Raw genomic sequence first — 25,500 nt, forward strand, 5'->3', positions numbered from 1 at the left:
TCCGGCTCTTCTACAAAAAATAGCACTGCTAAACCTAGTGTTTATGTCATTTTCAAAGAATCCCTTTTCTATTTTATCGAGATACTTTTTAATGTAACATTATCGATAGTGTTCCGAAAGCAGGCAATGCACTGCTTTCGGAACATCCCCTACAATGCGCCTGAGCTAATAACCTCTGCTGATTCAATAAAATCAAGACGCTTTAAAATTTGAATCAATTCATTTAAGTCCACATTCATATTCGTTACATCAAGTGATAAGGTAACATTTGCTCTCCCTTGAATGGGTATCGTTTGATGAATCGTTAATACATTGCAATGTGCCTCTGAAATCGTTTCAAGTAATTTTGCTAGCGAGCCTTTACGGTCTTGCAACTGTAAAAATAATGTTAAAATACGTTCTTGAACGATGGAGTGAAAAGGAAAAACAGCATCGCGATATTTATAAAATGCACTGCGTGATAAATCCACTTCCTTGACGGCGTCCCAAATAGAGGCGACAGCACCCTTTTGTAATAAGGCCTTTGCCTCTAATGTTTTTTGCATTGCATCCGTCAAAACATCCTCACGCACTAAATAATAGCGTTGATTTGCTACGTTTTTCATATTTCTACCCCCGCGCATCAATCTACAAATTCAAATTCAAATTCCATTAAGCGAACTGTATCGCCATTTTCTGCACCACGCTCACGTAGGGCATCATCAATCCCCATTGCACGTAATTGACGAGCGAAGCGTCTTACACCATCTTCACGGCTAAAGTCTGTCATTTTAAATAATCGTTCAATTGAATAACCTGATAAGACAAATGCACCGTCATCATCCCGTGTAATTTCAAAATCTTCATTTTGTTTTTCATATTTATAAAGCACTGTTGCATCGGATTCTTCAGCACTAATTTCATGCAGTTCAAATTGTGGTGTTACTTCAAGTAAGTCAGCAATTTCAAAGAGTACGGCTTTCAAGCCTTGACGTGATACAGCTGATACAGGGAATACTTTCACACTGTCCCCCACCTTTTCAAGGAAGTTTTGTAAATTTTCCTCTGCTTCAGGCATGTCCATTTTATTTGCAACAACAATTTGTGGGCGCTCTGTTAAGCGTAAATCATACTGCTTTAGCTCCTCATTAATTGTTACATAATCCTCGTATGGATCGCGACCTTCCATCCCACTCATATCAACTACATGAACGATAACGCGTGTACGTTCTATATGACGTAAAAATTGCATTCCTAGTCCAATGCCTTGATGTGCACCTTCAATTAATCCCGGTAAATCGGCCATTGCAAACGAGCGACCATCTTCCGTTTCTACCATTCCTAAATTGGGTACAATTGTTGTAAAGTGATATGCACCAATTTTCGGCTTTGCAGCAGATACAACGGATAATAAAGTTGATTTCCCAACAGATGGAAACCCTACTAAGCCGACATCAGCCAATACTTTTAATTCTAAAATAACTTCTAGCTCTTGCCCAGGCTCCCCTTTTTCAGCGAGTTCAGGGGCAGGATTTGCTGGTGTCGCAAAACGGCAGTTGCCTCGACCACCACGACCAGCCTTCGCAATAATTGCTTTTTGACCGTCTTCTACTAAGTCCGCAATGACAGCCTGCGTTTCTGCATTAATAACAACAGTCCCGGGCGGCACTTTAATAGTTAAATCCTCTGACTTACGTCCATGCATCCCTTTGCTCATTCCATGCTCGCCACGCTCTGCCTTGAAATGACGTTTGTAGCGGAAATCCATTAATGTACGTAACCCCTCATCAACTTGGAACACGACATTTCCACCATGACCACCATCTCCACCAGCTGGACCACCATTTGGCACATATTTTTCGCGACGGAAAGCAACCATACCATCTCCGCCGTCTCCACCTTTTACATAAATTTTCACGTGATCGACAAACATTGTTTTCACTCCAGTCCTGCGCTTAATACATAGTGTAACGAATGGTTTGTCACTTCTATCATATCAATGCACATATGTTCGGTTTCTTTTATTATCGGCATCTCAGACCAATTACCAGTTAAATGAAAAATCAACTGAAATTGTGATGCATCTGACTTTGTTGTAATTTGAAGCTGATGCTCAGCATATGCATCAAGCCCATCATAAATATGGATGACTGTGTTTTCCAAGTATTGCGCTAGCTTTTCATCAAGCTGTGGTTGATTTACTGCTTGCTGCACATCGCTATGGAGCTTTAAATCAATTGCTGGAAAGCGCCATGTGAATGTTTGAAGCCATTCTAAAGTTTGTGGTAGCTGCAATTTATTCATATTCGATAGCTTTTTACTATTGTCTGAAATATTTTTAATAATTTGCTTCGCTTCCTCAATACGCTGTAAATCTAAATTCATTGAAATTAAATTCAGTTGATTTAAAAAATCATGATTGGCAAAACGCAATACCTCATTTACCGTTAACAGCTTTGTCGTCATGTTCTACACTCCAATCAGTTATCGTTATTAGTATAGCAAGTTTTGCAGTTTTTTTCCCTTAAAACTACATAGAAAAGTTCCAGTGTATCAATACTTAAGAAAATTCCAGTCATCCATTGATAGAAAAAAGGCTGACACGTAAATGATAGCTTTACGCGTCAGCCCTTCGTTATAACCATTATGCTTCTTGAGCTACTGGGTATACAGATACTTTTTTCTTGTCGCGACCTAAGCGTTCGAATTTAACAACGCCGTCAACTTTAGCGAATAAAGTATCATCTCCACCACGGCCTACGTTTGTACCTGGGTAGATTTTCGTACCGCGTTGACGGTAAAGAATCGAACCACCAGTTACGAATTGACCATCAGCACGTTTAGCGCCAAGGCGTTTTGATTCAGAGTCACGTCCGTTTTTCGTAGAACCTACACCTTTTTTAGATGCGAAAAATTGTAAGTCTAATGTTAATAATAAGTTCATTGCGATGCACCTCCTAGACCATTTTATATTTCAATTCAATAAAGTCTGAATAACTAGCTGTCATCGTGTAAAATTGTGTCACCATAGTATTCAGTATCATTTGAAGCTTATCGTCTGTTTCACGTTCTAAGTCATTTGGGATTGTTACCTTTAAGTAGCCTCCCTCATCTCCCTGCTCGATTTCAGGTGTGATTCCTGTAAGCTGTGGTATCGCATTGACAGCACCAAAGGCGATGGCAGATGCTCCCGCACATACTAAATCACGTCCATAAACGTCAGAAAGTGCATGACCTGATATTTCAAATCCATACGATTTGCGATTTTCATCACTATAAATAGTTACCGTGATCACGTGAGTTCACCTCGAAATTAAGCGTTGATTGCTTCAACAACTAATTTTGTGTATGGTTGACGGTGACCTTGCTTACGACGGTAGTTTTTCTTCGCTTTCATTTTGAAAACAGTAATTTTTTTAGCGCGACCTTCTTTTACAACCTTTGCTGTAACAGTTGCACCTTCAACAGTTGGAGCACCAACTTTAACTGTTTCTCCACCTACGAATAAAACTTTATCGAAAGTTACGATTTCGTCAGCAGCCACACCTAGCTTTTCAACATAGATTTCTTGACCTGCTTCAACTTTGATTTGTTTACCACCAGTTTCAATAATTGCGTACATTAAAATGCACCTCCTCTTTAGACTAAGACTCGCCTGTTACTATCAAGGTGTTAGCTAAACTAGCTACTCTTAGGCACCTTGCCAGTGCGGTTGTAGCGGGTGCTACAAACAATAACATTAAAATACTACCATAAGAAAAAACTTACGTCAACCTATTCAAAACAATTTTCTCATAAGCAATGCGGTATTTTCGGTACTTCCATTCCCCTACTAAATTAATCCATAATAAAATACTTAGCAATAGAACAGGAATAGATTTTGGTAGCATGATAAATGCTAATATTGCAATTATAGTAAAAAAGCACAGCGAAAGCGATAAAAAAAGCTCATATATTTTTGCTTTTGGAAATAGGGTGAGCAGCAAATAACATATGATTTTCCCACCATCGAGCGGTAAAAAGGGCAATAAATTTAAACAGAGTAAATAAAATTGCACTTTAAAAAAGGGAGCAGCAAGCAGCGGCGGTAACAGCATACAGCTTGCCATCCCAATAAGTGTTGCACAAGGTCCACCGAGCGCGATGATAAGCCTTTGTAAATACGTGCCTTCCTGCCGCAGCTTAATTTCTCCACCATAGGGCATAATCACACAGCTTTTTAACTGTAAATTGACAGCCTTCGCTGCTAATAAATGCCCCATTTCATGTACAATTAAAGAGCATAAAATAATACTATAAAGTGCGATATTACCAGTAAAGACCATCATCAACAGAACAAGCAACAATAAAGGGTGTATCGTTATTCGCAACATGCTACATCTGCTCATTTAGCCAAGCTAATGTTTTTTCCAAATCAAGCACCTGATTGTCCTTCTCTATGCGAATATATAAATCGCCTGCTTGTTTTGTCGCAACAAGCTCATTGACAGCAATCGTTGTATATGGCAGCAATGAAAAATTATCAATAAAGCCATATGTCACAGTTGTATTGTCCTCGTAAAAAATTGAAATAGTTTGTCCTGTTTCTTTCGTATAGCCGGTAAAGACAACGATGCCATTTTGCAATGCAAAAAGACTTACCGTCTCCTCATACGTCATTAAATAGCCTTTATTACTTGGCTGAATTGCTGTAAAGTTTAGCATTTCTCTCATTTCAGGGTAATCAGCTACTTCAACCTTTTCCCCTTCGAAAATCGAAATACTGCGTAGTGTATTGCGCATAAATGTTAAATCATCTTGACTATAAACAACGCGTTTAATAAAGCTCGTCGTTTTCGTTTCTGGCAATTGCGTCGTTCCCCACACAATAACACATAATATAAAGGCAATGCCCCACTGCCATCTTTTCATGCCACCATCCTATTCGTTTTTAACAGTATATGCCGAAGCAAAGAAAAAAGAGCGTACCTGAAAAGTGATTTTGAGACACGCCATATACGACAAAGATAATAGTATTAGCGCAGAAGCTTATATCGAAAGCAAAACGATAAATAACCTACTTTTTTATTCATTTGAAATGCAAAGAAACATCAACTAGACTCAATGTTTACAACTTTAAAACAGGCTATCCAACTTTTCAAACAGTCGCAATTTTAATAAAACACAAACGAAAGCGTTCAACAAGCAGGCAACTGCACTGCTTGTTGAACGCCCTACCTACCCTATTTTGTAAACAATGACTTGATTTTAGCGAACATGCCCTTTGGCTCTGGTTCGATTGACATTAATGGCACAGATTCACCTAAAATACGACGTGCAATATTGCGATAGCCTAAGGAGGCTTTATTATCTGGATTCATCACGATTGGCTCACCTTTGTTTGACGAGCTAATCACGTCCTCACTATCTATAATAATTCCTAATAAATCAATAGATAAATGCGTTGTCACCTCGGTAATGTCCATCGTATCACCAGAGGCCATTAAATGATGACGAACGCGGTTAATAATTAATTTCGGTGCCTCAATCTCTTCTTGCTCCAATAAGCCGATAATTCGATCTGCATCGCGCACAGCGGAAATTTCAGGTGTCGTCACGACAATTGCGCGGTCCGCTCCAGCTACCGCATTGCGATAGCCTTGCTCGATACCTGCTGGACAATCGATTAACACATAATCAAAGTCACTTTTTAATTCGTTAACTAAGCTCTTCATTTGCTCAGGTGTCACAGCGTTTTTATCTGTTGTTTGAGCTGCAGGTAGTAAAAAAAGTTTATCATCGACTCGTTTATCCTTTACAAGTGCCTGATGCACTTTACAGCGACCTTCCACGACATCAACTAAATCATAAATAATACGATTTTCTAAACCTAACACAACATCTAAATTACGCAGACCAATATCTGTATCTACTAAGCATACTTTTTTTCCTTGAAGAGCCAATGCAGTACCGAGGTTGGCGCTTGTAGTTGTTTTACCTACGCCACCTTTTCCCGAAGTGATTACTATTGCTTCTCCCACATTAGCTTCCCCCTTTAAATGTTGTAAAAGATGGACGGAATTCCTTTACTTTTTGAATACGATCATAAGAAATTGTACCACTTTCATTAATATACGCACATAGCTGATCGGTATTTTCTTTGACAATTTGCTGCTCATTCGACATCACTTCAACGCAATCTGCTATGAGCACATGTGTCGGTTCAAAATGAGAGGCGCTAATTACAGCCTCCTCATTACCTTCTACACCCGCATGTGCAATACCTTTTAGTTTACCAAGAACATAAATATTGCCTCCAGCTTCAATGCGCCCGTTTGGATTGACATCTCCTAGCACGATAATATCACCTGTTGCTCTTAGCACTTGACCTGAACGTACAATCCCAACATATGTATCGCACTTTTTTTGTAGCATTTTTTGATTGCTTTCTTCGATTGTTAATACATCGCTCTGTACTTTTGAAACAATTAAGTTTCCCTGCTGCTGGACAATTGAAATAAGCTCTTTTTTTTGTGCAGCTGTGCAATAACGGGTTCCTAAATGCAGCTGCACGTCTAACTTCCCTTCAATTCCACCTTCAGAAGCTTTCTGTGCTAGCTCTTCTAAAAGCTCTGCATAGGCACATTGATCATCAAGCCGAAGTATTAAACCGTCCTTCGTTCCTTTAATATGGACGAGCTGTTTTTTCATGATAATATGCCACCCCACACTCCATTATCAATTATGCCTTGTCCATCTCTTTGACGCTTACACAAGAAAGCATTTCAAGTCTAAGCTTAGACCGATATGCTATCGGACATGGCGTTCTAAATTGAGTTTCTCTTTCATCAGCTGAAATTTATTTTCCTGCTAAATTTGCCCTTCCCCCACAGGAGGTTTAAGCCCCATTGCGTGCACGCTGTAATACCCGCTTGTTGATTAAATATTTAAACACCCAGCCGAGCAGCGCTAGAAATAATAGGTTAGCCAAAATTGTCGGTATTAAGCGGCTATTAAAAAATGTTTGTACTGTCATTGGCGTGAAATTTATTAAAAAGAAAAATTCGTATAGAACGACTTCCATTGATGCAACAAGCATGACTGCCAAAATTGTTGTAATGGCTAAATGCTGATGAATATATTTCACACTCCAGCCGGCAATAAAGCATAGCAACGGGTATAAAAATGTGTACAATCCAATAATATCAATGTAAAACACATCGTACAATAGCCCGAAAAACAGACCATAATACACTGCACGTTTGCGATTATAATAAATCGCAATAAAAATTAAATACAATATTAAAAAGCGCGGCACCAAAAAAACGAGTTGTTCACCTATAACAATCGGCGAGAACTTCGCAAATAATGGCTCTAATAAAAACAATAATACTGCAACTGTTGGGATGAGTAAACGGATAAACATTTATTCCTCTCCCTCTTCCTCTGGCGGGTCTGTCAAATTAACATTTGTGCCACTTCCATCTGAGCCATCAACAGAAGTCACTTCACGCTTCGCAATAATAACATTTTCAAGCATAGCAAAATCCGACGATGGCTTAACAAATGCCATCTTCGTTAGTCCAAAGTCTTCTGTCGTTACTTCCGTTACTTCGCCAATTAAAATACCTTTTGGGAAAATACCACCTAAACCTGAAGTAACAACATGCTTTCCAACTTCAATTTCCTTATTGGAATCGATGCGCTTTAAAATTAATTCGTTACGCTCCCCGTCATATCCTTCAATTAAACCTGCAATATCTTCTTTCTCACCTTGTACAAGTGCTGAAACTCGGTAATTGGCATTGTTTGTGTAGAGTAATTCGACTTCCGATGTAAATGGCGTTACCGCGATAATTTTGCCGATTAACCCTTGCGCTGTCATAACGGCCATATTTTTTTCAATTCCATGAACTTGACCTTTGTTTAAAATAAGTTTCTCTTCCCATTGATCAGGATTTCGTGCAATTACAGTTGCATGAATCGGCTGATATTCTCGCAAGCTTTCTTCCTTGTCAATTAACTCACGAAGCTTTTTATTTTCTGATTTTAATCCGTCGACTTCGGATTGTAAAACGACAAAATCTTCTAGTCGACTTTTTAAACGTTTGTTTTCATCATACGTATTTAGCAAGGCTTCGATGTTACCATATATACCTGTTATGTAACTTGCTGGCTTTGCAACAAGTGATTGTGCAAAGCCGACAGTATCTTTAATAATTTGCTCTGGTAATGTTGCATTATGACGGTTGCTTAACGAGAAGCCAATCAATGCCACTAGAAAAACTGTGCTAACTAATAACACGATAATTTTTTTATTTGAAAAATGTGGCATTGTTTCATCACCTTATCCTTTTAATTGCTGTGCGCGAATTAAGTCGATATTGTCTAACGCCTTTCCTGTTCCAATCGCTACACAATCTAATGGATCCTCCGCAATAAAGACAGGCATATTTGTTTCAGAGCTAATAACTTTATCTAAGTTTTGTAATAAAGCGCCACCACCAGTTAAAACGATGCCTCGCTCCATTACGTCAGCAGATAATTCAGGCGGTGTTTGCTCTAACGTGCGCTTCACCCCATCGATAATTGCTGTCACTGATTCACGTAAAGACTCTGAAATCTCTTGTGCAGTAATTTCAATTGTTTTTGGTAAACCTGTCACAAGATCGCGTCCTCGAATATCCATCATTGCATTATTGTCATCTGCACGCGCACTACCAATTTCCATTTTAATTGCTTCTGCTGTACGCTCACCAATTGTTAAATTATATGTTTTACGAATATAAGCAATGATTGCTTGGTCCATTGCATCGCCACCAATACGAACAGATTCGCTCGTTACAACACCCCCCAGTGAAATAACAGCTACTTCAGTCGTACCACCACCGATATCTACTACCATCGAACCAGTTGGGTCCCATACTGGCAAATTCGCACCGATTGCTGCTGCAAACGGCTCCTCAATTGTAAATGCATCCTTCGCCCCTGCTTGGCGCGATGCATCAATTACTGCACGCTGCTCTACTGACGTAATACCGAATGGTACGCAAATCATTACATTCGGCTTTTTCCAGTTTGAACCTGAATTTTTTAAAGCTTCCTTCAAATAATATTGAATCATCGCTGTTGTAATATCAAAATCTGCGATGACGCCATCTTTCATTGGACGAATCGCCACAATTGAGCCTGGTGTACGTCCAATCATATTTTTCGCGTCATTTCCTACAGCGACGATATCGCCTGTTTTGATATTTTTCGCCACTACTGAAGGTTCGCGTAAAACAATTCCTTTTCCTTTAACAAAAACTAGTGTATTTGCTGTGCCGAGATCAATCCCGACATCCTTATTTCCAATTCCAAACAATGTCTGTACTTCCTTTCTTAATAAACCGTGTTTTTTATTTTTTGTAAATAAGCTGCTTAATATATAGCAATATTATTTACAGCATGTTGCCTATCTAAACGATACGCTTAATTATAGCGGATAAAAGCTAAAAATTATAGTGTGATATATTGCAAAATCCGATAAATAACGATTTCTTTTACCCACTTTTCTATTGTATTCTTTCTACTGACATGAAACAAATGAAAAATCGCCCACTATTTTTACAGTTTCATTGCAGAATTATGACGAAAAAGCGTGAGAAAGGTTCGTTCATTCACGAAATTTCCTCACGCTTCTTAATTTTATCTTAATAAAATGGACTTCTTGTTCAATTACATCTTGACGTAACTGCATCAAGGCTTTGAATAGTGCTTGCACAATTTATTCCTTTCAAAATCCCTAACATCTACTGAAGGCTAAATTTCAATCAACAATGTTTTCTGCGACGAGTAATCGCAGGAGCACATGTTTTCTGCGACAAGGACAGTGACAATTTATTGTGACTACATAAGCCCCTTCTCTTTCATACTAATATATTGATGATTTCCAATAATTACATGATCGAGTAGCTCAATGCCAATAATTATCCCAGCCTCCTGCAAGCGCTGTGTAACATCAATATCTTCTGGACTTGGCGTGGCATTACCTGACGGATGGTTATGCGCACAAATTATGGAAGCCGCAGAGCGCTTTATTGCTTCACGAAACAGCTCTCTCGGGTGAACTATGCTAGCATTAAGCGAGCCAATAAAAATCGTTTGCTTATGGATAATTTGGTTTTTAGTGTTTAAAAAGAGGGCGACGAAATTTTCTTGAGTTAAAGATTCCATTTCAGGCATTAAATATGCGGCTGCATCTTCAGGGGAACGTATCGTGTAACGGGAGTCAATTTCTTTTTGCGCGAGCCTTCTACCAAGCTCAATAGCTGCGAGAAGCTGGACAGCTTTAGCTTCACCAATTCCTTTAATCGAGGTTATTTCTTCAAATGTAGCATGCTTTAATGCGTGGAGCTTTTCAAAATCCATCAGTACTCGATTAGCGAGGGCGAGTACTGATGCTTCTTTTGTACCTGTGCGCAACAAAATAGCTAGTAATTCTTGATTGGATAAACTTTGCGCACCTTGGCGTATTAAGCGTTCTCTTGGACGATCTGCTTCATGAACATCACGTATTTTCAATGCTTGAAACATTGTCATGATACGGCTTCACAACCTTCCCATTAAATTGTTAGTAGGCGTAGATGAATGAGTTGCTCAAATACTGAAGCTAGCGGGAATCCTACTACGTTATTATAATCACCTTCAATTCGCTCGACAAAAAGAGCACCATGTGTTTGAATACCATAGCCTCCCGCCTTATCAAACGGGTCACCAGAATCAACATATGCTTCAATTAGCTTAGCTGACAGCTTTTTAAAAATTACGATTGTTTCTTCAACGAAAACCGTTTCTTCTCCATCTGGTTGAATAATTACTACAGCCGTTAATACACGATGGCGATTATTTGATAGTGCTTGCAAATGCTGGACAGCTTCAGCGCGGCTTTTTGGCTTATGTAGTAAACGATTTTGAAAAACAACGATTGTATCAGCACCAATAACCGTTTTCCCATGACACTTCGCCGCGACATCACGTGTTTTTAAACGAGCGACTCCCTGTACATACTGCTCAACTGATTGTGCTTGCACGCTCGTTTCCTCTACATTGCTCGTAATTACCTCAAACGGAATGTGAAGCTGTGCTAGTAGCTCCTTACGTCTTGGCGATGCTGAAGCAAGTACAAATTTTGTTTGTGTTGTAATATTCATTTCAATCTCCTCCTACTTTTTCTATCATAGCGGAGAAAAGTATTTTTGAACAATTACAGCAAATGTCCAAATTTAATATTTGCTACTCAATTGACTGCTCAAAATTCAATTTTCAAGCAATCATTTTCACCATAATAATGCGTAAAAATATGTAAACGCATCACATTTATATCATTGGAAAGGCTTGTTACTGCTGCGAGTATCTCCCCCCAGTCAGCCGGAACCTCTCCCTCTTTTTGCTCTTGTCCAAAATAATTTTTTAGATACTTTTCATCCATTAGAATTTCAGGTAATCTTTGCATTGTTGGCTCGCTACACGCAGCAACAATTGACAATTGCTTAAAGAAGGCAGATGGCGCCAGTGTCGCAACCTCTTTATTTGTTGATAATGCTGACCAAATGAAAAACTGATTGTCCATTTCAATAATTGCCGCTTTATTCAAAAGGGGATTTGCCGCAATAAACTGCTCTGCGCCTTCCTTGCTTGAAAAAAGGCCATGCTGGCTCGCATAAAAAGAAGCATTTACCTCTTCAACAACTTCCTGCTGCACAGGTAAAACGTCTTCCTTCTCCTCACTTACCTTTTCACTACTCACAAAATTTAATATCATTACAAAGAGAGCAACTCCGATAAGCCCTGAAGCGATACCTAATAACGCAGCTCGAATCCATTCATTTTTTCGCATGCTTTTCACCACCTTATTAGTACCGTAGCAAATTTGCCATGAAAAAAGACGAGACTTTTGTCAGTCTCGCCAAAAAAGTTTTCCCTATTTTTCTACAAATTTTATAATGAGCAAACCTCTCTTAGTTCGCTTAATAAATATAAGGAGCCCGTCACGATTTTTGTCGAATGACCACGCTTTAAATAATGAGCGACTTCCTCCAGTGTCATTATAGTACCACCAACAGTTGATGGTATTTCTAACATATGCTGTGCTTTCATTGCACGTAGGTTCATAAAATCAACAAAAATAAATTTACTTGCAATAGGCTCTAATAACTGTATTGCCTTAACAACGTCTTTATCTGCTAACATGCCAATAATAATTTCCACTTGTTCATTTGGAAACTGCTGCTGAATTGTCTGTACAAGCGCTGCAATGCTTGCGGGGTTATGAGCACCATCAAAATAGACATTTTCTGAAACTTGCTCAAAACGTCCTGCCACTTGTGCATTGTATACTCCCTGTTGGATGGCAGCCGTATCTAACTTTAACGACAGTGCGGAAGCTACTTCTAAAAAGGCCGTAATCGCAACTGCCATATTCTCTCCTTGATGCATGCCAAGCAGTCTTCGCTCTAGATGATTGATTTCGATTTGACGTACTAAATGTCGATAAGTTGTTCCATCTACTTCAAACCCTTCACCAAGAATAGAAAGTGACGAATTTTGCTGCTTTGCCTCGGCTTTTACAACTTCATAAGCCTCCTTTGGCAAACGACCAATTACAGTAGGCTTATTTTGCTTTATAATGCCCGCTTTATGTCCTGCAATTTGCGCAAGAGTCGTTCCTAAAAAATTCGTATGCTCTAGTGCGATGCTCGGAATTACTGAGACGATAGGTATAGCAACATTCGTGCTATCCTCTCTCCCCCCCATGCCAGCTTCAAGTAACACTAAATCTACTTGTTCGTTTCGAAAATGCAGCAAGGCCGCACATGTTAAAAGCTCAAAGTCAGTTAATAAATGATGTAGCTTCGCCTCAGCCATTTGCTGAAACACCGCATCCATTTGCCTGCGAGAAATTGGCTGCCCATCTATTGAAATTTGATCATGTACATCAACAATGCATGGCGACATAAATTTACCAACTGTCAAACCATAAGCCCGTGCAATGTGCTCAACAAATGTTAATGTTGAGCCTTTGCCATTTGTTCCAGCAAAATGTACCACTTGTAGTGACTGCTCAGGCTGTCCAAGCTGCTGTAATGCTTGCAATATACGCGTAAGCCCTGGCTTAATTACATCATCACTCGGCAATTGCCAGCGTCTTTTATAATCATCGAGTTTTGGAATCATCACATACCTCGCTCCTTCAAAAAAGTTCGCACCTCACCTATGAAATACAAGGAGCCTGTCACAATTAGTACTTCATCCTGTGCCAACTGCGGTAGCTTCTCGGTTAAAAAATGCGCCCAATCTTCCACAACTTGCTTATTGAAATGCTCACTTTGGTCAGCTAGCACTTGAGCTGAAGCTGCGCGTGGCATCGGAATGGTTGTGAAATAAAGAGCCGTTGCAATTCGTTCCATCATCTGGATACTAACACTGTGGTCTTTATCCTGCAATGCGGCATATAGGAAATGATATTTTTTTGTTGGCTCCACTTGCTGTAATGTTTGAATTAATGCAGCAGTGCCCTCTGAATTATGCGCTCCATCTAAAATTAACTGCTGCCCAAATCGTTCAAAACGCCCTTGCCATTTAGCACGCTGTAATGCTGTGCGCACAGCGTCCTCTTGCAAATGACCTAGTATAAGCTGACTCGCCTTTATGGCAAGTGCTGCATTATTTTGCTGATGTGCCCCCTCCATCGCAGGCTGAATATGTCTGATGACACTATCTTCTTTATAATGGAAGATTCCATTTTGTAAACGCTCAATATGAAAAGCTTCATGCAAAAGATACAGTGGCGCTCCCTGTTGCAATGCTGTTTGTCGAATCACTTTTAGCGCCTCTTGATTTTCTACGCCTACAACAACGGGCTTGCCCTTTTTTATAATACCAGCCTTTTCCGCTGCAATGAGCGCATATGTATCCCCTAACATATCTGTATGTTCCAGTGAGATTGTCGTAATCACACTTACTTCAGGTGTAATCACATTTGTTACATCCAGTCGGCCACCAATTCCCGTTTCAAGCAGTGCAATATCTATTTTTTCATGTGCAAAATGCTGCAAGGCAATCAATGTCACAATTTCAAAAAAACTCGGGAATTGCCCATTTAGATGGTCTTGGACTGCTTGCACGACTGCATTCGCATAGTGTAAAAACTGCTTATCCGAAATTTCCTGCTGGTTAATTGTAATGCGCTCGTTTGCACGCTCTAAATGTGGCGAAGTAAAAGCGCCTACTTTGAGTCCATGCGCCATTAAAATTTCCCTCGTGGCATTTAATGTAGAGCCTTTGCCATTCGAGCCTGCAAAATGAATAAACTTCGTTTTGTGCTCTGGATGCCCGAGTGCTGACAAAATCTTTTGTGCTGATTCTAGCGGTGCCCCTTTATAGCTGCTTGCCTTTAATTGAAAAATAAAATCCGTACATTGCTGCATCGTTTGAAACATCGCCTACACTCCATCTATCAAATTTATTCCATATTTCTAGAAAAAGGGCGACCAATACTAACTAGTCGCCCATTCATTTTACATATTTTTCAGTTCTGCTAACCGCTTTTCAACTGTTGCATGCTTTTCTTCGTAGTCTGCTAATTTTTCACGCTCCGCTTGCACAAGTGCTTCTGGAGCCTTCGATACAAATTTCTCGTTCGATAGCTTACCAGTCACAAGCTTCACTTCTTTCGACCATTTCTCTAGCTCTTTTTCTAAGCGTGCAATTTCTTCTTCTACATTGATTAAACCAGCTAGCGGTAAAAATACTTCTGCCCCTGTCACTACAGCGGACATTGTTTGCGCCGGTATTTCCACATTTTGACCAATAACAAGTGGGTCAGGGTTACAGAATTTTTCAATATATGCTTTATTCGCTTCAAGCACCTCTGCTGTTGCAGTATCTTTCGCTGATACATAAAGTGCTACTTTCTTACTCATTGGTGTATTTACCTCAGCACGGATATTACGTACCGAACGTATAATATCCATGAGCAGCTTCATGCTTTGCTCATCTTGCTCGAAGTTAAATGCTTTGTTAACAGTTGGCCATGCTGCTACTGTAATCGAGTCACCTTCATGTGGTAGATGCTGCCAAATCTCTTCAGTAATAAATGGCATGAAAGGATGTAATAGACGCATTGTTTGGTCTAATACATGCGCTAATACGGAACGAGTTGTTTTTTTCGCTGCCTCATCCTCTCCGTAAAGTGGTAACTTCGCCATTTCAATATACCAAGAACAGAAATCATCCCAAATAAAGTTGTACAATTCGCGACCTACTTCACCAAATTCATACTTATTTGATAATGTCGTTACATGTTCAATTGTGTTATTTAAGCGAGATAAAATCCATTTATCCGCCACTGATAAATTGCCAGTTAAGTCAATTTCATCATATGTTAAGCCTTCCATATTCATTAATGCAAAGCGGGAAGCATTCCAAATTTTATTAGCAAAATTCCAAGTTGCCTCTACTTTTTCTGTTGAATAACGCAAATCTTGCCCCGGTGATGACCCTGTTGCTAAGAAATAACGCAAGGAATCTGCACCGTACTTGTCAATCACATCCATCGGGTCAACCCCGTTGCCAAGTGATTTTGACATTTTTCGCCCTTCTTCATCACGTACTAGACCATGAATGAGTACATCTTTGAACGGACGCTCACCTGTAAATTCAAGACCTTGGAAAATCATGCGGGAAACCCAGAAGAAAATAATATCATAGCCCGTTACGAGTGTTCCTGTTGGGTAATAACGTTTAAATTCTTCATTAGTCGTATCTGGCCAGCCCATTGTTGAAAATGGCCATAAAGCAGATGAGAACCAAGTATCTAATACATCTTCATCCTGTGTCCAATTTTCACTATCTGCTGGTGCTTCTTTCCCAACATAAATTTCGCCTGTTTCGTTATGATACCATGCTGGAATTTGGTGACCCCACCACAATTGGCGAGAAATACACCAGTCACGAATATTTTCCATCCAACGTGAATACGTATTTTCAAAGCGTGCTGGCACAAAATTTACTTTTCCTGCCTCATCTTTTTGTAGCTCTAATGATGCATCAGCAAGCGGCTGCATTTTAACAAACCATTGTGCAGATAAATAAGGCTCTACAACTGCACCTGAACGTTCAGAGTGGCCTACAGAGTGCATATGCTCTTCAATTTTGAAGAGAACGCCAGCATCCTGTAAATCAGCTACAATTTGTTTTCGGCATTCAAAACGGTCCATACCTTGGTATTTCCCAGCTAGCTCATTCATTGTACCGTCTTCATGCATTACTAAAATACGCTCTAGATTATGGCGATTTCCTACTTCAAAATCATTCGGATCATGCGCAGGTGTCATTTTTACAACGCCTGTTCCAAAATCTTTATCTACGTAATCATCTGCTACGATTGGTATTTCACGTCCTACAATTGGTAAAATAACTGTTTTGCCAATTAAATGCTTGTAGCGCTCATCATCTGGATGCACTGCTACACCTGAGTCACCCAGCATCGTTTCTGGTCGAGTTGTCGCAACTTCTACATGCCCTGAACCGTCCGCTAACGGATATTTCATATGGTAAAATGCGCCTTGCACATCTTTATAGATTACTTCAATATCCGATAACGCTGTTTTTGCCGCTGGGTCCCAGTTAATAATGCGCTCACCACGATAAATTAAGCCTTTATCATATAATTGAACGAATACTTCCTTTACAGCATCAGACAAACCTTCATCTAATGTGAAGCGCTCACGTGAATAATCTAGTGCTAAACCTAATTTAGCCCATTGCTCACGAATATGACCTGCATACTCTTCTTTCCATTCCCAAGTTTTTTCTAGGAATTTTTCACGCCCTAAGTCATAGCGTGTCACGCCTTGTTCACGTAATTTTTGCTCTACCTTTGCTTGTGTCGCAATTCCAGCATGGTCCATACCCGGCAACCAAAGTGCATCATAGCCCTGCATGCGCTTCATACGAATAACAATATCTTGTAAAGTCGTATCCCATGCATGCCCTAAATGCAGTTTTCCTGTTACGTTCGGTGGTGGAATAACAATGGAGTAAGGCTCTTTCCCACTCTCTGGCTGGGCCTCGAAAAATTTTCCTTTGAGCCACCATTCATAGCGACCAGCTTCAATCGCATTTGGCTCATACTTTGTTGACATCGTTAACTGTTCAGTCATGCTGCATTCCTCCTAATAATGAAAATCAATGACACTTTGGGATTTTGATTTAGCAAATGTTCGTCCACCTGCATGAGTTTTGCTAAATCAAAATAAAAAACACTCCTTTCGTCTGTAAAAGGACGAAGGAGTGCATGTATTTTGTTCGCGGTACCACCTTTAATTCCAATCAAAAAACGATTGGCTCTCAATTCAGATAACGGTGTTTAACCGGCTTTTGCTAAGGTATTGCTCATGCTCCTAATTTTGAATTAAGAGAAAATACGTTCACAAAAACTGCTCCTAGGCTACATTCAAATGATGGTATTGTAGGAGCTTCTCAGCTACCGCTCCCTCTCTAAACAAACGCTGTCATTTTACTCTTCCTATTCATTGCATCAAATATTTAACTTGAACATATTGTATATAATTTAAAGTGAAATTTCAAGCAACAATTTCTTCAGTACGAAAAGCATGTCGACAGCAATATAAAGTGAAACTCCAATCAGTGGATGCTTTTCTCCACTGATTGTTAGTTGAACCAATCGGGCTTTTACGGGCAGTTAATCTCCCGCTTATCCTTTAGTCAATTTTTACTCAAATCTTGAAGTAGGTGTCTTACTGCCCGTTAATGCGGGGTAAAGTGAAACTTCAATCAGTGGATGCTTTTCTCCACTGATTGTTAGTTGAACCAATCGGGCTTTTACGGGCAGTTAATCTCCCGCTTATCCTTTAGTCAATTTTCACTCAAGTCTTGAAGCAGGTGTCTTACTGCCCGTTAATGCGGGGTAAAGTGAAACTCCAATCAGTGGATGCTTTTCTCCACTGATTATTAGTTGAACCAATCGGGCTTTTACGGGCAGTTGATCTCCCGCTTATCCTTTAGTCAATTTTCACTCAAGTCTTGAAGTAGGTGTCTTACTGCCCGTTAATGCGGGGTAAAGTGAAACTCCAATCAGTGGAGGCTTTTCCCCACTGATTGTTAGTTGAACCAATCGGGCTTTTACGGGCAGTTGATTTCCCGCTTATCCTTTAGTCAATTTTCACTCAAGTCTTGAAGCAGGTGTCTTACTGCCCGTTAATGCGGGGTAAAGAACGACAAATATAAAGTGAAAGGGTGATTATATGCGTAGGAAAAACTACAATCCTTATTTATTGCCTCCGTGGCTGCGCAAAACACGTTTTTATTGCAGAACGATTATTTTGCCAATCGTCGTCTTTCAAGGTGTGCGCGTTTTTATTGTTCCGACAACAGGCGATTTAATCTTACTTCTCGTCTTAGGGCTGCTTGCCTACTTATTATTGACTGATATTATTTGAATCTAACGTCCAAAAAGCGTTCATAGCACTGCTTTTTGGACGCTTCGTTTGTGTTTTAATTAAGTGAAACTTCAATCAGTGGGTGCTTTGTTAGTTGAACCAATCGGGCTTTTACGGGCAGTTGACCTCCCGCTTATCCTTAAGCCGATTTCACTTAAGTCTTAAAGTGGGAGGCTTACTGTCTGTTAATGCGGGGTAAAGCATTGACCGTTTGTAGCGTATTTTAAAATGAATAAGTAAAATACCTTAATCTTTTTGGACAGACAGCACGCTGTAAGTTTCGGTTAGCTCCGCAAAAAAATCATCATGTAATGCTGAATTCTCCGTTTGCTGGGCTACGGGCTGCTGTCCGAGCTCATCATCGTGCGCTATAAATAGATGACTAGTAGAGTCAAGATGCAGCTCTAACTCAGGCTCGGCAGTAGCTTCTAGTTGAGTATCCAACGAATTTTCCGTTTCTTTATAAACGGGTATAGCCGTTTCCTCCACTTGTATCTCATGCGCCGCCACTTCCTCTTGCGCACTAGTTACCGATGCCACTACAGGTTGCGGAGTGTCTTCAATTTGTGGGGCGGCCTCTTGCATCGCTACTTGTACAGTCGTCTCATTTTGCTCCGCAAAATTACATGTAACTTGCCAAACAAGCTGGCAACTTGCTTGATCATGGACAGCTTTCAAATCTTGCACCTTTAGTTCAACAGGTCCCGTTACTTTATCTGCTGGCAAGTCAACTTCGAGCGGCAAGGCATATTCAAAATAACCTGTGGATTGTTCGATATCTATATGTTCGATATATGTTCCATGTACTTGTGAAACAGTTTGTGCTGGATTAAAAGCAACAGAGGCTGTCACATGATAAATACCTGTTAGCCGAATCGATTGTCCATCATCACTTTGCTCCCACTGTGGTGTAACACGCGCTGTCACAACATCTTCAACAGCACCAAGCCCGACTGGAAATGTGAATTGCTCTGCCATATCCCAAGTAATTGTTTTCATCGCTCTCCCTCCTCTATCATTAACTGTATGTTTTCATGGAGGGAAAAATGAATCGTCTTGGACTATCTAATTTTGAGGATTTTTTACAGGCGCCGAGATAATGTTCTGTGATTTCCGTGTTTCATTTAATATTAATCGAGCAGAACGTGATTTATCGATGAATAATTCGCGCGAAAGAATTGGTTGTACTCCATCTACTTTCCTTATTTTTATAAGGCTATTGAGTGCAATTTTTCATCATTCTAAATAATCTCCATTAAATCATGTTTTATTCCCCCGTATACTCCTGTGTATAGTATTCTACGCCTTGAGTATCTTTAATTATTCGATCCCCGATTTTTTCGAATTCAAATTGAATGATTTTATCAATAACTACCGTATATTTTGAGCCTTCAGTAGAAATTTGGGTATCCTCGTAAATCTCACTAAACATCTCACCTTCTGCTATCTGAAGATTTGCTAAAAACATATCAATATCGCTGTTTTTTCTGCCATCACTCGTACTTCGTTGACCGCTTATTAGCAACCCCTTATCAGTCAAAGCAATCACTTGACCTGCATTATTTTTGAATCCAGAATCTTCAAAATCAGCTATATTTGCCTGTAACTCGTTCTTTACTGTACAGGCAGCTAACAGTAATACTGCAAATAACATGCAGAAATACTTTTTCATATAAATTCCTCCTATCGTCAATCGCATAATAAAATGCTACGACTTTTAAAATCTTCATTCATCAATCAAATTCGTCTCCCTTTAGTATTTGTTATATTCATTTCTTTTTTTATCCGTTAGATTATTTTAATCCAACATTAATGGTCATATTGTAACAAATTACTTATTTCCCTAGGTTAATTTTATAATAACAACCAAAAATACCCTTGTAAACCGATGATATCCGCCACTAAGTCGACATTTTTTTGTCGGAATACTACATATTAGATAATTCTACATTCGAAGTTTTATGCAAAAAAACGCCCAAAAAATCGGTGACTACTCGACTTTTGGACGTTTTTAGTTATTTTGCTAATTTCTCAAATACTTTATGGAAGGCATCCACTGTTTTCGCAATATGCTCCTCCGTGTGTGCTGTTGAGATAAACATACCTTCAAATTGCGATGGTGGTAGGAAAATGCCTTCCTCCGCCATGAGCTTGAAGTATTCCGCAAATAATTCTAAATCTGAAGTTTTTGCTGTTTCAAAATTGATTACTTCCTCGTTTGTGAAGAAGAAGCCAATCATTGAACCAGCACGATTTACTGTATGCGGAATATTGTATTTTGTAGCAGCAGCGCGGAAACCTTCTTCTAATTGGTCGCCTAGCTTGCGGAAGTATTCGTATGAATCTTTATTTAAACGCACTAATGTTTCATAGCCTGCTGTCATAGCTAGCGGGTTTCCTGATAATGTACCCGCTTGATAAATTGGACCTGCTGGCGCAATTTTCTCCATAATTTCACGCTTCCCACCGAATGCCCCTACAGGCAAGCCGCCACCAATTACTTTACCTAAACAAGTTAAATCGGGCGTGATGCCATAATAGCTTTGTGCACAGCCGTAGTCTACACGGAAGCCCGTCATTACTTCATCAAAAATTAATAATGCCCCATATGCTGTCGTTAGCTCGCGCAAGCCTTCTAAAAAGCCTGGTTGTGGTGGTACAACACCCATATTGCCAGCAACAGGCTCTAAAATAACTGCTGCTAAATCATTGCCGTATTTTTCAAAAACTAATTTTGCTGACTCTAAATCGTTGTATGCTACTGTTAATGTATTTTTAGCAATATCTGCTGGTACACCAGGACTATCAGGTAAGCCTAATGTTGCAACACCAGAGCCTGCCTTAATTAATAAAGAATCACCATGTCCATGGTAAGAGCCTTCAAATTTTAAAATTTTATCGCGCCCTGTATAGCCACGCGCCAAACGTAGCGCTGACATCGTCGCCTCTGTGCCTGATGAAACGAAACGAATCATCTCAATTGCTGGCAAACGCTCCATCACAAGTTCAGCTAATTTATTTTCAGATAATGTTGGTGCACCGAATGAAGCACCTTTTGTAGCCTGCTCGCTAATTGCTACGACAACCTCAGGATGAGTATGACCTAGAATCAATGGTCCCCATGATAAAACATAATCGATATATTCATTGCCATCAATATCACGAATTATCGCACCATGACCTGATTCCATAAAAATCGGGCTCATATTTACTGATTTAAACGCACGAACGGGGCTATTTACACCGCCTGGCATTAAATTAATCGCTTCATTAAATGCTTGCTTTGATTTTTCATATGAACGCATATTATTTCTCCTCCAACCATTGTGCTACGTCTTTCGCATGATACGTAATAATTAAATCCGCTCCCGCTCGCTTCATGCCAAGTAATGTCTCCATTACAACCGCTCGCTCATCAATCCAACCATTAATTGCTGCCGCCTTCACCATCGCATATTCCCCCGATACGTTATACGCAACCACTGGTAATACGAAGTTATTTTTAACATCTCGAATAATGTCCATATAAGCAAGAGCTGGTTTGACAATTAAGAAGTCTGCGCCCTCCTCCACATCTGAAGATGCCTCGCGTATTGCCTCTAAGCGATTAGACGGGTCCATTTGGTATGTTTTACGGTTACCAAATTTTGGTGCACCGTCAGCCGCCTCACGGAAAGGACCGTAATAACCCGATGCATATTTCACCGCATAAGACATAATTGGAATGTGGGCAAAGCCTGCTTCATCTAAGCCCGCGCGTATTGCTGCGACAAAGCCATCCATCATATTCGATGGGGCGATAATGTCCGCTCCTGCCTGCGCTTGTGAAATCGCTGTTTGTGCTAATAAATTTAATGAAGGGTCATTTAAAATTTGGTCACCCTCTACAACACCACAATGACCGTGGTCTGTATATTCACATAAACAAGTATCCGCTATAACAATTAGCTCTGGATGGCGCTCCTTCGAAAAGCGAGTCGCCTGTTGAATGATGCCATGATTATGGTATGCACCTGTTCCAACTGCATCTTTTTCGGCAGGTAAACCGAATAAAATAACCGCTGGGATTCCCAGTCTCACTACTTCATCTAACTCTGCTCCTAGATTGTCTAAAGATAATTGGAAAACACCCGGCATTGATGTCACTTCATTTTTAATATTTTGTCCCTCTGCTACGAAGATAGGATAAATTAAATCTTCCTTATGCAAATATGTTTCCTTCACCATTGCACGCATTCCTGCATTTTGGCGTAAACGACGATGTCTTTGGAAATGGTATTGTGTCACTTTTCATATCCTCCTATTAACTGCTCTATTACTGCTTGCATCGTATAGCTTCGGGGCTGTATCGCAACCTGTGCTCCATGCTCTTTTAATGCCGCTGTCGTTACATGACCAATGGAAGCCACTGTGACATAATGCCAATCAACTACGGGTACGACATTCTGCGCATATACTTGCACAGCAGAAGGACTCGCAAAAACAACAATCGGCTCCTCTGCCTGCAACAAGCTTTCTTCAAGCGCTTGAACATATGTAGTGAGCGGAACAGTTTCATAAACCGTCCATTCATCGCATTGCAGCGCATCACGAATCGTATTTTTCGCTAAACTTCCCCTTAAAAAGAGGCAGCGATTATTTTCAGCGATTTGTGGAAATTCTTGTACAAACACATCTGCACTAAATATTGTCGGCACAAAATCGACGGTAAAACCATGTTGCTCAAGCTCCGCCTTTGTTTTTACCCCTACCGCGGCTATACGGCATGAAACGTCTATAGGGTTACGTTCAAGTTTTTGGATAAAGCTAGTCACTGCATTTTGGCTCGTGAAAATTAACCAATCGTATAGCGCTAATTTTTGCAGCCATCCAGCATCCTCAGGTGTTATACACTCCTGTACAGCTAGGAGTGGAAAATACTTAATTTCCCCTCCATGGCGTTCTACAAGCTCCGTAATTGTTTGGACTTTTTGTGTTCCAGTTACATAAATTGTTTTCCCTGCAAGCGGTGCATTACTTTGCATCTTGCTCAGCCTTCACACGTTGGATTAGCTCGAATGCTCCTTGCTTCGTTAATAATGCAGCCACTTCTTTCCCTACTGCCACCGCATCTGTTCCTGTTATTGTTTCCTGATATGTAACAGAAGCATCAGGAGCTGCAACGAAACCAGTCAAAGTGATATTCTCACCTTCAACAGTCGCATAACCAGCGATTGGTACTTGACAGCCACCATCCATTTCAGCAAGGAATGTACGCTCTGCATGAGCAGTGCGCCAAGTTGCTTCGTCTGTCAGCTTTGCCAGTGCCGCAAGTAGCTCCGTATCATCCGCACGACATTCGATGCCAAGCGAGCCTTGTGCAATGGCTGGTAAGCAAATATCTACAGGTAAATACTCTGTTACTACATCATCGCTCCAGCCAAGGCGTTTTAAACCTGCTGCTGCTAAAATAATGGCATCATAATCCTCTGTTTCAAGCTTTGCTAAACGCGTATCGACATTGCCACGAATCCATTTAATTTCAAGGTCTGGTCTTACTTGTAAAAGCTGTGCACTGCGGCGTAGCGAGCTCGTTCCAACGATAGCTCCCTGTGGTAAATCAGCAAATTTGACATGCCCTTTCGAGATGAAAGCATCACGTGCGTCTTCGCGCGCAGGAATACAGCCAATGACTAAGCCCTCAGGTAACACTGCTGGCATATCCTTCATCGAATGTACCGCAAAATCGATTTCTTTATCATAAAGCGCTTGTTCAATTTCCTTTACAAACAAGCCCTTTCCTCCAACTTTCGAAAGCTGAACATCTAAAATGCGGTCACCTTTCGTTACGATTTCCTTCACTTCAAACTCAAATGGTGCCCCTGAAGCACGTAATTCGTTAATAAACCAATTTGTTTGCGTTAATGCAAGCTTACTTTTACGTGACCCAACAATAATTTTTCTCACTAAAAATCTACCTCTTTCATTTAATACCATAAATGGAATGTTGATAATTTACTTCCTAAAAAGAAATTAATAACGACAAGCAAAAATATAAAAATTTGTGCCCATGCATACGTCGTACTCATCATTTTCTTACTTCGATGTAACAATAAAATAATAAGATATATAGTAGCAATTAAAAAGGAACCTAAAATTTTCGTGTCAATAAGTGTAAATTCATCAATTGATAAAAATGCCCATTCTAATCCTAACACTAAGCTTACGAATAACAAAGGAATACCTGCGAGCATCGAGTAGCTCATCCAGTTCGTTGTTTGCTTTAGGTTTGGTAGCCTCGACCATAAAGGATTGAACTTTTTTTCCTTTAAAATGCGATAAAGCACTAAATGCAGCACAGAAAAAACAAAGGATAATGAGAATGCCGCATAAGACGCAATGGCAAAGCTAATATGAATAATGAGCACTTCTGAAATGAGTGAATTTCTCACAGGCTCCACTACATCATTTGGTGCTAATAAATGAATTGTGACGAATACAAAGCCTAGCAGATTCATAAAAAAAACTGGCATATCTACCCGCACGATACAATGCAAAATAATGGATAGCGACGTTAGCAACCATGCATAAAAATAAACGCCTTCAAATAAAGACAATACAGGGAAACGTTTCATCTCAAAAATAAACCAAATAAAATATATTGTTTGTAATACCCAAACAATGGATACAAACCAAAATGCTATGCGGCGTGCCTGAACACGTCGGTATAAATAATCAATAAAATAAAAGACGAGACCAATCGCATACAGGATGACAATTGCTTCATATATTCTCGTCATTATCATTTCAGACATGAGTATCCCTTCTTTTATCATCAAAATTCCAATTTTATCAAGCTTCCAATAGCATAATAACACATTTTTAGAGCATAAGAAAAGCTGTCGTGAAAGGCAGGTGCCAACCTGCTTTCTCGACAGCCCCCTATCTATTATTTTACCATACAGATATGAAAACGCTTCTATTTTGTTTTCCCTCATTATCACGATAAATGAGCGATTAGTATTTGTTAAAATAAAACACTGCTCGATTCGTTTTT

The 25,500-nt window shown here is 39.9% G+C and carries 27 protein-coding genes and 2 other annotated features; of the genes, 1 reads left to right on the forward strand and 26 read right to left on the reverse strand.

The window, feature by feature from the left end; translation table 11 throughout:
- Positions 1 to 149 precede the first annotated feature (149 nt).
- From C9J36_RS09145 to C9J36_RS09235, 19 genes are all read right to left on the reverse strand, one after another.
- A complete protein-coding gene (locus C9J36_RS09145) occupies positions 150 to 605 on the reverse strand; it encodes an ACT domain-containing protein (RefSeq protein ID WP_066162449.1) in 456 nt (151 codons plus the stop codon).
- A gap of 17 nt (positions 606 to 622) precedes the next feature.
- Positions 623 to 1,912, reverse strand: a complete 1,290-nt coding sequence (obgE, locus tag C9J36_RS09150) for a GTPase ObgE (protein ID WP_107942892.1) — start codon at positions 1,910 to 1,912, stop codon at positions 623 to 625.
- Between the two features lie 5 nt (positions 1,913 to 1,917).
- Positions 1,918 to 2,445 (reverse strand): Spo0B domain-containing protein, encoded by a 528-nt coding sequence (locus C9J36_RS09155; RefSeq protein WP_107942893.1) that lies wholly within the window; start codon positions 2,443 to 2,445, stop codon positions 1,918 to 1,920.
- Between the two features lie 178 nt (positions 2,446 to 2,623).
- Complete coding sequence (gene rpmA, locus C9J36_RS09160; protein WP_066162440.1) at positions 2,624 to 2,923, reverse strand: 50S ribosomal protein L27; 300 nt, start codon at positions 2,921 to 2,923, stop codon at positions 2,624 to 2,626.
- A 13-nt stretch (positions 2,924 to 2,936) separates the two neighbouring features.
- Positions 2,937 to 3,275 (reverse strand): ribosomal-processing cysteine protease Prp, encoded by a 339-nt coding sequence (locus C9J36_RS09165; protein ID WP_066162437.1) that lies wholly within the window; start codon positions 3,273 to 3,275, stop codon positions 2,937 to 2,939.
- A gap of 17 nt (positions 3,276 to 3,292) precedes the next feature.
- The gene (gene rplU, locus C9J36_RS09170; protein WP_042475035.1) at positions 3,293 to 3,601 is read right to left on the reverse strand and encodes a 50S ribosomal protein L21; all 309 of its coding nucleotides are present in this window, start codon (positions 3,599 to 3,601) and stop codon (positions 3,293 to 3,295) included.
- A 15-nt stretch (positions 3,602 to 3,616) separates the two neighbouring features.
- Positions 3,617 to 3,703, reverse strand: a sequence feature (ribosomal protein L21 leader region).
- Between the two features lie 40 nt (positions 3,704 to 3,743).
- Positions 3,744 to 4,352: a site-2 protease family protein gene (locus C9J36_RS17505; protein WP_235616025.1), complete on the reverse strand. Its 609-nt coding sequence runs from the start codon at positions 4,350 to 4,352 to the stop codon at positions 3,744 to 3,746.
- Position 4,353: 1 nt separating this feature from the next.
- Positions 4,354 to 4,890, reverse strand: coding sequence for a hypothetical protein (locus C9J36_RS09180; RefSeq protein WP_066162432.1), 537 nt, complete (start codon positions 4,888 to 4,890; stop codon positions 4,354 to 4,356).
- 311 nt (positions 4,891 to 5,201) lie between these two features.
- A complete protein-coding gene (gene minD, locus C9J36_RS09185) occupies positions 5,202 to 5,999 on the reverse strand; it encodes a septum site-determining protein MinD (protein WP_066162428.1) in 798 nt (265 codons plus the stop codon).
- A 1-nt stretch (position 6,000) separates the two neighbouring features.
- The gene (locus C9J36_RS09190; protein ID WP_107942894.1) at positions 6,001 to 6,669 is read right to left on the reverse strand and encodes a septum site-determining protein MinC; all 669 of its coding nucleotides are present in this window, start codon (positions 6,667 to 6,669) and stop codon (positions 6,001 to 6,003) included.
- A gap of 187 nt (positions 6,670 to 6,856) precedes the next feature.
- Positions 6,857 to 7,384, reverse strand: coding sequence for a rod shape-determining protein MreD (gene mreD, locus C9J36_RS09195; protein WP_107942895.1), 528 nt, complete (start codon positions 7,382 to 7,384; stop codon positions 6,857 to 6,859).
- Positions 7,385 to 8,293, reverse strand: a complete 909-nt coding sequence (mreC, locus tag C9J36_RS09200) for a rod shape-determining protein MreC (RefSeq protein ID WP_066162420.1) — start codon at positions 8,291 to 8,293, stop codon at positions 7,385 to 7,387.
- Positions 8,294 to 8,305: 12 nt separating this feature from the next.
- Positions 8,306 to 9,325 carry a rod shape-determining protein gene (locus C9J36_RS09205; protein ID WP_066162417.1) on the reverse strand — a complete coding sequence of 340 codons (1,020 nt, stop codon included), beginning with the start codon at positions 9,323 to 9,325 and terminating at the stop codon, positions 8,306 to 8,308.
- Positions 9,326 to 9,849: 524 nt separating this feature from the next.
- Positions 9,850 to 10,542: a RadC family protein gene (radC, locus tag C9J36_RS09210; RefSeq protein WP_066162414.1), complete on the reverse strand. Its 693-nt coding sequence runs from the start codon at positions 10,540 to 10,542 to the stop codon at positions 9,850 to 9,852.
- A 23-nt stretch (positions 10,543 to 10,565) separates the two neighbouring features.
- Complete coding sequence (locus tag C9J36_RS09215) at positions 10,566 to 11,153, reverse strand: Maf family protein (RefSeq protein WP_107942896.1); 588 nt, start codon at positions 11,151 to 11,153, stop codon at positions 10,566 to 10,568.
- A 98-nt stretch (positions 11,154 to 11,251) separates the two neighbouring features.
- Positions 11,252 to 11,839, reverse strand: coding sequence for a hypothetical protein (locus tag C9J36_RS09220; RefSeq protein ID WP_107942897.1), 588 nt, complete (start codon positions 11,837 to 11,839; stop codon positions 11,252 to 11,254).
- Between the two features lie 101 nt (positions 11,840 to 11,940).
- On the reverse strand, positions 11,941 to 13,176 hold the full coding sequence (locus C9J36_RS09225; protein WP_107942898.1) for a bifunctional folylpolyglutamate synthase/dihydrofolate synthase: 1,236 nt from the start codon (positions 13,174 to 13,176) through the stop codon (positions 11,941 to 11,943).
- Entirely contained in the window at positions 13,176 to 14,441 is a 1,266-nt protein-coding gene (locus C9J36_RS09230; RefSeq protein ID WP_107942899.1) for a bifunctional folylpolyglutamate synthase/dihydrofolate synthase, read from the reverse strand. Before C9J36_RS09230 ends, C9J36_RS09225 begins: the two co-directional genes overlap by 1 nt.
- A 78-nt stretch (positions 14,442 to 14,519) precedes the next feature.
- Positions 14,520 to 17,165 (reverse strand): valine--tRNA ligase, encoded by a 2,646-nt coding sequence (locus tag C9J36_RS09235; protein ID WP_107942900.1) that lies wholly within the window; start codon positions 17,163 to 17,165, stop codon positions 14,520 to 14,522.
- Between the two features lie 115 nt (positions 17,166 to 17,280).
- Positions 17,281 to 17,547, reverse strand: a binding site (T-box leader).
- 722 nt (positions 17,548 to 18,269) lie between these two features.
- On the opposite strand from C9J36_RS09235, the gene C9J36_RS09240 reads away from it, so the two are divergent.
- Positions 18,270 to 18,464: a hypothetical protein gene (locus tag C9J36_RS09240; protein ID WP_066162397.1), complete on the forward strand. Its 195-nt coding sequence runs from the start codon at positions 18,270 to 18,272 to the stop codon at positions 18,462 to 18,464.
- A gap of 246 nt (positions 18,465 to 18,710) precedes the next feature.
- On the opposite strand, the gene C9J36_RS09245 is transcribed toward C9J36_RS09240, so the two are convergent.
- The 7 genes from C9J36_RS09245 to ccsA all read right to left on the reverse strand — a co-directional run bounded on the left by C9J36_RS09245 (position 18,711) and on the right by ccsA (position 25,258).
- Positions 18,711 to 19,463, reverse strand: coding sequence for a hypothetical protein (locus C9J36_RS09245; protein WP_066162394.1), 753 nt, complete (start codon positions 19,461 to 19,463; stop codon positions 18,711 to 18,713).
- A gap of 268 nt (positions 19,464 to 19,731) precedes the next feature.
- A complete protein-coding gene (locus C9J36_RS09250; RefSeq protein ID WP_107942901.1) occupies positions 19,732 to 20,136 on the reverse strand; it encodes a membrane lipoprotein lipid attachment site-containing protein in 405 nt (134 codons plus the stop codon).
- A gap of 343 nt (positions 20,137 to 20,479) precedes the next feature.
- A complete protein-coding gene (gene hemL / locus C9J36_RS09255) occupies positions 20,480 to 21,769 on the reverse strand; it encodes a glutamate-1-semialdehyde 2,1-aminomutase (RefSeq protein WP_066162389.1) in 1,290 nt (429 codons plus the stop codon).
- A gap of 1 nt (position 21,770) precedes the next feature.
- Entirely contained in the window at positions 21,771 to 22,751 is a 981-nt protein-coding gene (gene hemB / locus C9J36_RS09260; protein ID WP_107942902.1) for a porphobilinogen synthase, read from the reverse strand.
- Complete coding sequence (locus C9J36_RS09265) at positions 22,748 to 23,488, reverse strand: uroporphyrinogen-III synthase (RefSeq protein ID WP_107942903.1); 741 nt, start codon at positions 23,486 to 23,488, stop codon at positions 22,748 to 22,750. The genes hemB and C9J36_RS09265 overlap by 4 nt, the downstream gene beginning before the upstream one ends.
- Positions 23,478 to 24,410, reverse strand: a complete 933-nt coding sequence (hemC, locus tag C9J36_RS09270; RefSeq protein WP_107943102.1) for a hydroxymethylbilane synthase — start codon at positions 24,408 to 24,410, stop codon at positions 23,478 to 23,480. Before hemC ends, C9J36_RS09265 begins: the two co-directional genes overlap by 11 nt.
- 20 nt (positions 24,411 to 24,430) lie before the next feature.
- On the reverse strand, positions 24,431 to 25,258 hold the full coding sequence (ccsA, locus tag C9J36_RS09275) for a cytochrome c biogenesis protein CcsA (protein ID WP_066162381.1): 828 nt from the start codon (positions 25,256 to 25,258) through the stop codon (positions 24,431 to 24,433).
- Between the last annotated feature and the right edge of the window lie 242 nt (positions 25,259 to 25,500).

This window comes from Metasolibacillus fluoroglycofenilyticus (genome assembly GCF_003049645.1).
Taxonomy (GTDB): domain Bacteria; phylum Bacillota; class Bacilli; order Bacillales_A; family Planococcaceae; genus Metasolibacillus; species Metasolibacillus fluoroglycofenilyticus.

Excerpts from the sequence above, each read along its gene's own strand:
- C9J36_RS09145 (WP_066162449.1), bottom strand. The coding sequence starts at position 605 with ATGAAAAACGTAGCAAATCAACGCTATTATTTAGTGCGTGAGGATGTT.
- obgE (WP_107942892.1), bottom strand. The coding sequence starts at position 1,912 with ATGTTTGTCGATCACGTGAAAATTTATGTAAAAGGTGGAGACGGCGGA.
- C9J36_RS09155 (WP_107942893.1), bottom strand. The coding sequence starts at position 2,445 with ATGACGACAAAGCTGTTAACGGTAAATGAGGTATTGCGTTTTGCCAAT.
- rpmA (WP_066162440.1), bottom strand. The coding sequence starts at position 2,923 with ATGAACTTATTATTAACATTAGACTTACAATTTTTCGCATCTAAAAAA.
- rplU (WP_042475035.1), bottom strand. The coding sequence starts at position 3,601 with ATGTACGCAATTATTGAAACTGGTGGTAAACAAATCAAAGTTGAAGCA.
- C9J36_RS17505 (WP_235616025.1), bottom strand. The coding sequence starts at position 4,352 with ATGTTGCGAATAACGATACACCCTTTATTGTTGCTTGTTCTGTTGATG.
- C9J36_RS09180 (WP_066162432.1), bottom strand. The coding sequence starts at position 4,890 with ATGAAAAGATGGCAGTGGGGCATTGCCTTTATATTATGTGTTATTGTG.
- C9J36_RS09190 (WP_107942894.1), bottom strand. The coding sequence starts at position 6,669 with ATGAAAAAACAGCTCGTCCATATTAAAGGAACGAAGGACGGTTTAATA.
- mreD (WP_107942895.1), bottom strand. The coding sequence starts at position 7,384 with ATGTTTATCCGTTTACTCATCCCAACAGTTGCAGTATTATTGTTTTTA.
- mreC (WP_066162420.1), bottom strand. The coding sequence starts at position 8,293 with ATGCCACATTTTTCAAATAAAAAAATTATCGTGTTATTAGTTAGCACA.
- radC (WP_066162414.1), bottom strand. The coding sequence starts at position 10,542 with ATGACAATGTTTCAAGCATTGAAAATACGTGATGTTCATGAAGCAGAT.
- C9J36_RS09215 (WP_107942896.1), bottom strand. The coding sequence starts at position 11,153 with ATGAATATTACAACACAAACAAAATTTGTACTTGCTTCAGCATCGCCA.
- C9J36_RS09220 (WP_107942897.1), bottom strand. The coding sequence starts at position 11,839 with ATGCGAAAAAATGAATGGATTCGAGCTGCGTTATTAGGTATCGCTTCA.
- C9J36_RS09225 (WP_107942898.1), bottom strand. The coding sequence starts at position 13,176 with ATGATTCCAAAACTCGATGATTATAAAAGACGCTGGCAATTGCCGAGT.
- C9J36_RS09230 (WP_107942899.1), bottom strand. The coding sequence starts at position 14,441 with ATGTTTCAAACGATGCAGCAATGTACGGATTTTATTTTTCAATTAAAG.
- C9J36_RS09235 (WP_107942900.1), bottom strand. The coding sequence starts at position 17,165 with ATGACTGAACAGTTAACGATGTCAACAAAGTATGAGCCAAATGCGATT.
- C9J36_RS09240 (WP_066162397.1), top strand. The coding sequence starts at position 18,270 with ATGCGTAGGAAAAACTACAATCCTTATTTATTGCCTCCGTGGCTGCGC.
- C9J36_RS09245 (WP_066162394.1), bottom strand. The coding sequence starts at position 19,463 with ATGAAAACAATTACTTGGGATATGGCAGAGCAATTCACATTTCCAGTC.
- C9J36_RS09250 (WP_107942901.1), bottom strand. The coding sequence starts at position 20,136 with ATGAAAAAGTATTTCTGCATGTTATTTGCAGTATTACTGTTAGCTGCC.
- hemL (WP_066162389.1), bottom strand. The coding sequence starts at position 21,769 with ATGCGTTCATATGAAAAATCAAAGCAAGCATTTAATGAAGCGATTAAT.
- C9J36_RS09265 (WP_107942903.1), bottom strand. The coding sequence starts at position 23,488 with ATGCAAAGTAATGCACCGCTTGCAGGGAAAACAATTTATGTAACTGGA.
- ccsA (WP_066162381.1), bottom strand. The coding sequence starts at position 25,258 with ATGTCTGAAATGATAATGACGAGAATATATGAAGCAATTGTCATCCTG.